We start from the raw sequence: 8,846 nt of genomic DNA on the forward strand, positions 1-8,846 counted from the left end.
CTTAGGGGTTGCCAGTAATGGGGTGTGGGGTAAATTTGTTCCCAGAAAAAGCGAAGCATTCGATCGCAATGAATGGGAAGCGAAAAAATTACAGCGAGAACGCGACCGGCTAGAACGGCAAAAAAAACACGCTAAGAATGCCTTAAGTATTCCAGACCGTGACAACGCTCTAAGAAGCTTGTCTCAATCGTTAGGGCTGTCACGCCGGCATCAAAAGGCTTTACTCGATCGAGGTTTGACTGAGAGTGCGATCGAGTCAGGATTATTTTTTAGCATTTATCCTAATGATGATGTTCCCCCCGGTATCCCCCAAAACCTACCCGGCGTTATCGGTGGGAAGATAGCGGCCAGTGGGGTAGGTATCGCTTGCTTGGCGTTCGATCCGGAGGGCCGGGCGATCGGATACCAGATAAGGTTAGAGAATGTTACGGATTCTAAGTACCGATGGGCGAAGGGGTTAACTTCCAGTCATTTAGCCGATGGTGAATTACCCATAACAGTTATCCCCAATGGCAAGGATAGCGGTCAAGTCTGGTTAAGTGAGGGGATTTTAAAGCCTTTTGTGGCCGCGCATAAACACGGTATCAATGCCATAGGCGCAGCCGGTGGGCATTTTTCTGGCAGTGCCAATCAAGTCAAGAATGCGATCGAACCCTATCGACAATTAATTTTATGCCCGGATGCCGGTGACATAAATAATCATCATGTCATGAGACGTTGGGAAAAAGAGATTAAATTTTTAGAATCTCTAGGGAAGCCGATATTAATCGCTTGGTGGGGTCAAGAAAGCAAAAAGAATGATGACATTGACGAGATAAGCAGTCTGGAATCAATCGAATTTATCCCCCCTAGCCAATTCCTTGAAATGGGAAAAAGTGACCCTTTACCCTTTTGGGAAAAGGTTAAGCGATTGGTAGCGAGAGATAGAAAAAAAACTAAAAAACCCTTACCCTCACCCTTACCGACTAAACGAGAGGCAAAAATCTATGATCGGTCTGAGAGATTAAGTCTATGGAAGGAAGCTAAATATCTACTCGATACTTCCCCAACTGGAAGCGGAAAAAGCCACGACGCTGGCACGCTAACCCCTGACAAGCTAGGGGTTACAGATTTATTTTATATTACTAATGATCCTAGAAATACCACAACCCCAACGCTCAAAGATTGGCCAATATTAGAAGGCCGTCACGCCGGGCTATACCGTAATGAATTGGGGGAAGTGAGAACGCGAAAAAGAAAAGATTCTCTCGATCGCTATCAAGAGAAAGATTTAAGGGCTAATTGCGCTCGTCCCTTTACTCACGCGGCTTTAGCTAATCAAAATATAGCCCACGGGATAGAATCATCTACTATCTGCCAAGGTTGCCAATTCCTTGAATTATGCCGGTCTGGTAAAGGTGACTATGACTACTTAAACAAGCGAGCGATCGCATTGAAATCTAAGCGATTAATCGCTCATCCGGCAAGCTTACCTAATCCTAATTCTCTTGATCCTGAAAATGGCTTTAACTATGGGAATACAGCCCTAATTTTTGAGGAAAGCGAGTTAAGCTGTAACACTACCAAAAAGGTTACGGTATCAGAGAAAGATGTTAAGGATACGATCGCATCCTTAGCGGAAAAGGATAATGATCTATTCCAGTCCTTAAGGCCGCTACTGATTGCCATTAAAAAGCTTATCTCAGAAAAACAGACTAATCGGTACGGTTTTGACGGGAAAACCTTAAGAGAAAAGCTTTTAGGGTTAATTCCTAACAATCTCGATTTAATCAAGCTTAAAGAAGCGTTAACCCCTGATTTATCTTTTCTCAATCCTATCGGTGAGATGGGGGAATCAATAGCCGATATGCCGATAGCAGTTCGCCGGGCATTCAGCGAAAAGGATAGCAGTCTAGCGGAAAAAGCAGAAAATGAAGCTTTAAAGCAGTGGATAACTGAATTAATTGATTCTTTGCAAGGAAAAGGCTATTTATCGCTTAATCATGGTGTTTTATCGGTTTCTTTTGTTGATGAGAGATTGCAAGCGATTATAAGTGAGGCCGCTAAGGTCATTTTCTTGAGTGCCACAGACTCGATCGAGAATCTGGAAGCGCGAACCGGACTAAATATTGAGGTGATTACCAGCGGGGGGGATATTCCAGAGAATATAGATTTTATCCAAGTTTCAGACCTTGGCCGTAATGGCAAGAATCGGGGGGAAGGTCAAAAGCGACGGGTAAGGGCGATTTTAGACCATTATCGGCAAAATGACCCCGATAACTCAGCTTGTATCAGATTCCAATCTGACTGCAAGGATGAAGGGGATGAGACAAGCCTAAGACATTTTGTAAATAGTCAGGGAACTAACCTGATCGCGGGTAAAGGTCGGCTAATCGTTGACGGACTACCATGCCCTAACCTTGAATCCCTACGGCATGATTACAGCATTACTACCGGCTTAACCCCCTATGGTGAGGATTTTGATCGCTATACCCGTCATCGGATTCTATCCATCATTAAGCAAGAGATGGGGAGACTAAGGGCTAATCTCTACCCGGATCGCCGATTTGAGATTGTACTGCTTACCGATTACGATTTTAGCGGCCTTATCCCCCCTAATCAGTTGAGACAGTGTAAAGCCCATGAAATCACCCCTCTCGCTGAAAGTGCGATCGAACGGACTAAACGCCTAATAGGTGAGGCCGCTAATCAGTTACGGGAATCTGGACAAAAATTAACCGAACGTGCGATCGCTTCTCTTAGTGGACTGGCACGGACTACCGTTAACCGGTGCCGGGCATTTCTTGACGAAATTTTGGCCACAATTGCTATTAGTAATCCATATAGTAAATGTGGCCAAGCCGAAACCCTTACTGAGAGCGAGATAGGCTTATTTGATGATGCTACGGCTTACTTAGCGGCCGCTAGTGAGGACTCACTCTTATCGGAATTTGAGGCCATCCTAGAGGTATTCGAACGCAGTCAGTGGTCAAATTTATGGGGATTTATACCTATTCCGATAAGAGACAAGCTTCTTAATCAGCTTTTGGCGATTGCCTAATCACCCCAAAACCCCTAATCAACCCAATCAAAATGGACTTTAAAGAACTCGAAAAAGAATTTGATCTCATCCTTGAAAAACCGCTATGGATGAGGCCTATCATGCTATCTGAATTAGCAAAAAAGAATAAAATACCTCAATCTAGTATTAAGGTAAGTTTTGACAATTTTTGGAACCAAAGAATTAGAGAAAATCGGCAAAATAAGGGATAATTCCCCTTTTTATCAGTAATCCCCCAGAATTAACCCAAAACACCCAAAAATAAACCATAGAGGCAAGACCCGGCAATTAAACGACCGATAGCGAGTTTTTTGCCATAATCCCCCTTTATAGGGCATTTTTGGGTTTAAAAAGCGGTACAGATTTCTTGATTTTAATCCCCCATTTTTGGTCATTTTTGGCGATAATCCTCGGAAAATAGCCAATCTCTCACGATTAATCACTGTGGATGCCATTCTCAATGGTTAAGGGTGATTATGGTCAATTATGGCTAAAAATGACCAGAATTGAGGGTTTTTACTATTTAATAATAATAGAAAACCCAATAAAACCAAACAATAACTAATAGGAATAGGTCAAAAAAAACCAGAAAAACTACAAATCGCTGTGGTGAAAATCTTACAGGGTAAGAGTTTTAAGGGTTTTTTTGAGTGAATGAACTAATGTCACTCACTCAAAAAATCTTGAAACGATTACTCAACCAAATGGTTGAAAACCTTACAGAGCAAGGGTTTAAACATTTAAAATGTAGGTGGTTAAACGCTAATCCTACCATATTAGGAAAATGCCCGATATTCCCCCAATATCGGGCAAAATACCCTGAGAAGTGGGTTAAAGCTAATTGATAGGATACCAAAGGTTATCATTAGGGTTCAGCGTCCAGTGGGTAAAAAAATCAGGGTATTTTGTTGATGTGGTTTTTTTCCCTTTTTGAATCTTATTAGCCCAATCTTGAATCGTTCTAATCGAGACGTGGGTTTTTTCGTGTAGTTGCTGATTGGTCAACCCTTGTCGGTTCTCTATGCCCTCACCCGTTCCCGACTCAACCGTTGAGTAGTTTTCCTCTATGGTTTCGATCGCGTCCTCACCCTCAATAGTTAAGTCAGGTTCTACACTGTCAACCGTCACGGTTTCGATCGCTTCCAGCGCCGTCTCAATCCTTGAGTAATTTTCCTCGTTGTCATCGTCCTGTAATTGGCTCTCTATCACGTCAATCAACGCTTGATCGTCTAGATGATCAAGCTTCAAGGCTAATTTAAAAAGTGAGTCAGTCTCTACATTATCAGCAGTCTCTACAGTTTCCTCAATGGGGGGATTGGGGATTGAAGCTTCACGCTGTAGCTTAAGCAAGGGTTCCATATCATCTAACCCATCATCTAAACTATCATCTAATCTTGATTCTAGCCTTGCCATTCTCTCAGTGACCTGACTGAGAAACTTTCCCACAGCATCATCTAACCTCTCATCTAATAAACCATCTAAGCTTGTCTCTATAAGGCTTTTAAGCTTATCATCTAAGATACCATCTAAGCTATCATCTAAGCTACTGCTTAAGCTTGATTCTATAAGGGTTTTGAGGTCGTCATCTAACTTATCATCTAAGTTACTATCTAAGCGGTCTGTTAAGAATTGTTTGGCCGCTAGATTGTCGGTTAAATCAGGATACAGGGATCGGATTTTATCGAGATAGCGATCGCTTATCGAAAAACTAATTACTTTACTCATGGCATCTAACCTATCATCTAATCTTGGATGATATTATCATAATCTAATTAGCTTAGATGATACCATCTAACTGTGACACTTTAGGAATTGGCACTTAATTAAATCCCAATACTCAGGATGATTCACCCCTAAACCTTTTTTTCGAGGGTTTTAGGGGCATTTTTGAGGGGGTATTTTGGGGGTTAAACCAGACTATCGAGAATATCTGTCACTTCCCCTTGATGATTTTTTCGGTTATCGTCATAAATCAATAGGGTGTTAAGGGAACTGTGACGGCTTAATTTCTGGACTCTCCTAACATCCCCCCCGGTAGCGTCTAGCGCGGCCGTGATCGCGCTGTGTCTAACCCGGTGGGGTGACATAACCTTGCTAATACCGGCACTTTGACAGCGTTCTTTAACGATATTGTAGATAGCTTGAGTGCATAGCCGTCCGTCCCGGTATCCGGCATTTACAGAACAAAACAAGGATTTATCGGGGTCATGCTCACCCCGCGCCGTCAACCAGTCCTCGATCGCCCTTACCGTAGCACTGCCAAGAGAGACGGTTTCAGCATTGTTACCCTTTCCTTTACCGTAAATTTTCAAGGTTTTAGACTTTTGGTCAAAATCACTAATATTAGCCTTACTTACCTCGGACCGGCGAAGGGCATTACTCCACAAAAGGATTAGCAGGGCATAATCACGGATACCCTTCAATGTTCCCCGATCGATTCCCCCCAAAACCCGCTTAAACGTCTCCGGGTCAATGCCCGACGTATCTCTATAGGCACACAGCTTCTCGCTTTTGACCGCTTCTAGCATAAACTCACAGTGACCGCAATTGTAAGCGAATGAGACTAAACTCTTGATAGCGGCTAAACGTCGGTTAATTGTAGCTGATTTAAGATTATTTTTGATTAATTCCCCTTTATACCTTGAAACTATGGCATACGCACCATGGCGATCGAGCGTTAAAAACTTCCCCAATTCCAGATTAAGATCAGCGAGAAAATTCTCAATGTCACGCCGGTACACCCTTTGAGTGTGGGGTGATCGCTTAGTGTTCAACCAGTCGGTTAGAACCCTATCCCAGTCTAGGTCAGGGGAAACCGGGGATAGGTGAGATAGTTTCGGGTTAATTGGTACAATTCGGCTGTTCATGTAGCGAAAAGCGTCATTATCGAAATATTTACGGGAGATGACCCGCACGCGGCGCGGGATTAGGGGTTGAATTTCGCTGAACGGATCAGCCAACCGATCACCCCACCGGTAATGCCGCTAAGGATCGAACTGATAAAAGCGGTGATTACCACAAAAGCGATCTGCTTCCAGTTTTTCAGTTCTCCTACTTTTTCGGCAAGATCGGCCGTTTTGTCGATCGAGGGTTTCCATGCTTCTAGACGGGCTTCGATCGAAGTGAGTCGCTTGTCGATATTTTCTGTCTTTCCATTCAGGGACTTTATATCTGACTTGATTTCTAGCTGCCCATTTTCTAGCGTCTTTATGCCATTAGTAATTAAATCTTCTAGTCTTTTAAGATCATTTTCGGTAACTGCTGTCATGAGTTAATCTCCTAGCTAATCTGTTTCAAATATGACTGACGGGCGTGCATTAGGTGAACGCTCTAATCTTCTCTGAGAGCGATCGCATATAGGGGAGCTAATTCAGTCCGAAGCGATGCGATCGCTGCGTTCATTTTGGCTTCGATCGCCGCGTCGATCTTTTCCTCGAAGTTGGGCAACTTGCTAGGGCTATCTCCGAAAAAGGTTTCGAGAATCTCTACTATGGCGGTTCCCATTGCCGGTTGAATGTTCCCGGCCTTATCTTTTCGAGTGATATTGTTTTGAGTGCAATACTTAGTAAGGCTGTCTTCTATATCTTTTGGGAGATAACAGGATACTGGTCTATTCTCAGTAGCCATGATTTTAATTGATTTAATACTAATACGTTACTTTTAAAGTCTAACCCTGTAAACTACTAAGTACAAGACTTATTAGATAAACTAATGGGGTTTAGTAAAATACCTGTAAAATACTAATTAATGGGTAGTTGACTTAGTAAGAGACTAGAAATATACTAAAGATATAAACCAAAAGCGACCGCTCTCGACTACCAATCAGAAAAGCGATCGCCTATCATCCAAAAAAGGATATCTCTATTATGAAGCTAATCTCAGCAATTGCGCTCGATCGTCCCCGCGAAGTAACAACCAAATATGGTCAACGATTGGTTATCGACGCTATGAACCGTGATACAGGGGAAAAATTCCCGCTATGGCGCGGGGTTGATGACGAATATTCCCGGAAGTATGTGATCAAAAATTCCCCGCTAACCGTAGGAATTGACGGGAAAGGAAAATACAGCCTGATCGAAGACCCCGCGCTGGCCAACTTAGGGCAACCTCTCCCCCCAGAATTACCCGTACCCGTGAAACCAGTACAAAACACCAATCATGTAATCGAAAAAACAAGCGAAAAAACAAGCGAGAGTGAGCTAACAGCCGATAAAAAACGCGAAATCGCGTCTTATATTCAAGAAATGAGTAAACTTTACGGTTTTTGTTTACAGCAAGCTGAAAACCTCAATTTAGAGGGTGAGGATCGGCGCTGTGTCGCAACAAGCTTGTGGATACAAGCTACCAAACACTTCAATCTGTAATCAATAAATCGGGGGGATATTCCCCCTTATTAGGAGACAAAACAATGACAGAATTTACAGCAATTTTACCCCTTAAGATTGAGGTCACAATCAAGGCAAAAAGCAAAGATGAGGCTATCTCTTTTCTCGATGATTTAATTGCTAATGTCACCATCGACAATTACGGAAAACAAGACATAGAGATAGTTAGCGATAACACCGAACTACTCGAAAATGATTGGGAACTAGAGGATTAATCAGTTATCAGTTATCAGTAAACAATCAATATTTAGGAGTAAAAAACATGACCACAAAACAAGAGTATTACCAGATTTTTTCGAGTGCCAAAAAACCCACAGACCCCGACACTTTAGCGGTTTTAACTTATTTTGGAAACGATGACAAATATTTTTTTATTAATAGCGTTGACGGGAGGTCTTTCTTAGGTCAAGCCGCGCATTTTATGCGCGAATTGGTGTTAGAAAATGATGGGAATTTAACGGTTATCTTATCGAAAACACGGGAAACATTAGAAACTTTATGTCCTCCCAATTTATGTGATTTCGATAACGTTAATTGGGATTTTGTGGGGCTAACTTTTCTTTGGGGTGAGGTGTTTGATGAGGTTAATGATATGTAAGTTATTTGTAAGTTTTTTGTAAGTTATTTGACTGTATCAATCAAATATATCCCGTGCAACCCTTATCCTGATTGGGTTTTGGGGTTTTGGGAGTAGTCCTTTTGGGTGATTTTTCAAAAGTTTAATGTTTGAGTAGTACACATCAAGTTACTTAACTTTTTATGTGTTATCATAGGGTAAAGATTGAAAAATCGAAAAAGAGAGGTCTGAGATGGCAAAAAGAGCAAAACCGATGACACAGATAAAAATCGGGTTTCCTGATCCCATGAGAGAAAAAATCAAAAAACTCGCTAGAGAGCGTGATGAGAGTGAGGCTGTCATCGTTCGCGAACTGATTAGAGATTCCCTATCTAAAGTCGCCTAAAAGAACTAACCGCCCCTAGTCGCCAAACTAGGGAGCGGTACAAAAAACATATTCATATATGGACAAACATAACACTAATAGAAGTTTACTGTCAAGCAATTCCCTAGAAATCCCCAAAAAAGGGAAAATCAGTACAAACGAACCAATTAGCGACCGTGGCAACCCTGAACCAAAAGGGGGCGAGCCATGAGTAAGCTTAAACAGTTTAGCCGCTCTAACCCTTGCCCGGTGTGTGGGGAAGCTTCCCCCGATTGTCGGTATAGTGCCAATGGGGAATTGGTTCTATGCCATTCTCACATCGACTTTGATCCGCAGCATCCTGATTGGCATTACTTAGGGGTTGCCAGTAATGGGGTGTGGGGTAAATTTGTTCCCAGAAAAAGCGAAGCATTCGATCGCAATGAATGGGAAGCGAAAAAATTACAGCGAGAACGCGACCGGCTAGAACGGCAAAAAAAA

The 8,846-nt window shown here is 42.4% G+C and carries 10 protein-coding genes and 1 pseudogene; 7 read left to right on the top strand and 4 right to left on the bottom strand.

The genetic code is table 11. The features are described 5' to 3' along the window. Together IQ234_RS18330 and IQ234_RS18335 are read left to right on the top strand one after the other, a co-directional pair. Positions 1-3,040, top strand: a pseudogene (locus tag IQ234_RS18330) (hypothetical protein); the annotation flags it as partial. A 32-nt stretch (positions 3,041-3,072) separates the two neighbouring features. Continuing rightward, positions 3,073-3,252 carry a hypothetical protein gene (locus tag IQ234_RS18335; protein WP_193958129.1) on the top strand — a complete coding sequence of 60 codons (180 nt, stop codon included), beginning with the start codon at positions 3,073-3,075 and terminating at the stop codon, positions 3,250-3,252. A 625-nt stretch (positions 3,253-3,877) separates the two neighbouring features. On the opposite strand, the gene IQ234_RS18340 is transcribed toward IQ234_RS18335, so the two are convergent. The 4 genes from IQ234_RS18340 to IQ234_RS18355 all read right to left on the bottom strand — a co-directional run bounded on the left by IQ234_RS18340 (position 3,878) and on the right by IQ234_RS18355 (position 6,667). Continuing rightward, a complete protein-coding gene (locus tag IQ234_RS18340; protein ID WP_193958130.1) occupies positions 3,878-4,765 on the bottom strand; it encodes a hypothetical protein in 888 nt (295 codons plus the stop codon). Between the two features lie 182 nt (positions 4,766-4,947). Beyond that, complete coding sequence (locus tag IQ234_RS18345) at positions 4,948-6,000, bottom strand: tyrosine-type recombinase/integrase (protein WP_228008617.1); 1,053 nt, start codon at positions 5,998-6,000, stop codon at positions 4,948-4,950. Further along, positions 5,967-6,308: a hypothetical protein gene (locus tag IQ234_RS18350; RefSeq protein WP_107706362.1), complete on the bottom strand. Its 342-nt coding sequence runs from the start codon at positions 6,306-6,308 to the stop codon at positions 5,967-5,969. Before IQ234_RS18350 ends, IQ234_RS18345 begins: the two co-directional genes overlap by 34 nt. Positions 6,309-6,370: 62 nt before the next feature. After that, the gene (locus IQ234_RS18355; protein ID WP_107706363.1) at positions 6,371-6,667 is read right to left on the bottom strand and encodes a hypothetical protein; all 297 of its coding nucleotides are present in this window, start codon (positions 6,665-6,667) and stop codon (positions 6,371-6,373) included. A 239-nt stretch (positions 6,668-6,906) separates the two neighbouring features. Here IQ234_RS18355 and IQ234_RS18360 point away from each other — a divergent pair, with 239 nt between their 5' ends. The 5 genes from IQ234_RS18360 to IQ234_RS18380 all read left to right on the top strand — a co-directional run. Continuing rightward, complete coding sequence (locus tag IQ234_RS18360; RefSeq protein ID WP_193958131.1) at positions 6,907-7,404, top strand: hypothetical protein; 498 nt, start codon at positions 6,907-6,909, stop codon at positions 7,402-7,404. Between the two features lie 44 nt (positions 7,405-7,448). After that, a complete protein-coding gene (locus tag IQ234_RS18365; protein ID WP_193958132.1) occupies positions 7,449-7,640 on the top strand; it encodes a hypothetical protein in 192 nt (63 codons plus the stop codon). A gap of 47 nt (positions 7,641-7,687) precedes the next feature. Beyond that, positions 7,688-8,023 carry a hypothetical protein gene (locus tag IQ234_RS18370; protein ID WP_193958133.1) on the top strand — a complete coding sequence of 112 codons (336 nt, stop codon included), beginning with the start codon at positions 7,688-7,690 and terminating at the stop codon, positions 8,021-8,023. A 211-nt stretch (positions 8,024-8,234) separates the two neighbouring features. After that, positions 8,235-8,387, top strand: coding sequence for a hypothetical protein (locus IQ234_RS18375; protein WP_193958134.1), 153 nt, complete (start codon positions 8,235-8,237; stop codon positions 8,385-8,387). Positions 8,388-8,573: 186 nt separating this feature from the next. Then, on the top strand, positions 8,574-8,846 hold a 273-nt coding region (locus IQ234_RS18380; RefSeq protein WP_193958135.1), incomplete at its 3' end, for a hypothetical protein.

The organism is Microcystis aeruginosa LEGE 91341, from assembly GCF_015206885.1.
Lineage (GTDB): Bacteria > Cyanobacteriota > Cyanobacteriia > Cyanobacteriales > Microcystaceae > Microcystis > Microcystis aeruginosa_H.

Excerpts from the sequence above, each read along its gene's own strand:
- IQ234_RS18355 (WP_107706363.1), bottom strand. The coding sequence starts at position 6,667 with ATGGCTACTGAGAATAGACCAGTATCCTGTTATCTCCCAAAAGATATA.
- IQ234_RS18370 (WP_193958133.1), top strand. The coding sequence starts at position 7,688 with ATGACCACAAAACAAGAGTATTACCAGATTTTTTCGAGTGCCAAAAAA.
- IQ234_RS18375 (WP_193958134.1), top strand. The coding sequence starts at position 8,235 with ATGGCAAAAAGAGCAAAACCGATGACACAGATAAAAATCGGGTTTCCT.
- IQ234_RS18350 (WP_107706362.1), bottom strand. The coding sequence starts at position 6,308 with ATGACAGCAGTTACCGAAAATGATCTTAAAAGACTAGAAGATTTAATT.
- IQ234_RS18340 (WP_193958130.1), bottom strand. The coding sequence starts at position 4,765 with ATGAGTAAAGTAATTAGTTTTTCGATAAGCGATCGCTATCTCGATAAA.
- IQ234_RS18360 (WP_193958131.1), top strand. The coding sequence starts at position 6,907 with ATGAAGCTAATCTCAGCAATTGCGCTCGATCGTCCCCGCGAAGTAACA.
- IQ234_RS18335 (WP_193958129.1), top strand. The coding sequence starts at position 3,073 with ATGGACTTTAAAGAACTCGAAAAAGAATTTGATCTCATCCTTGAAAAA.
- IQ234_RS18365 (WP_193958132.1), top strand. The coding sequence starts at position 7,449 with ATGACAGAATTTACAGCAATTTTACCCCTTAAGATTGAGGTCACAATC.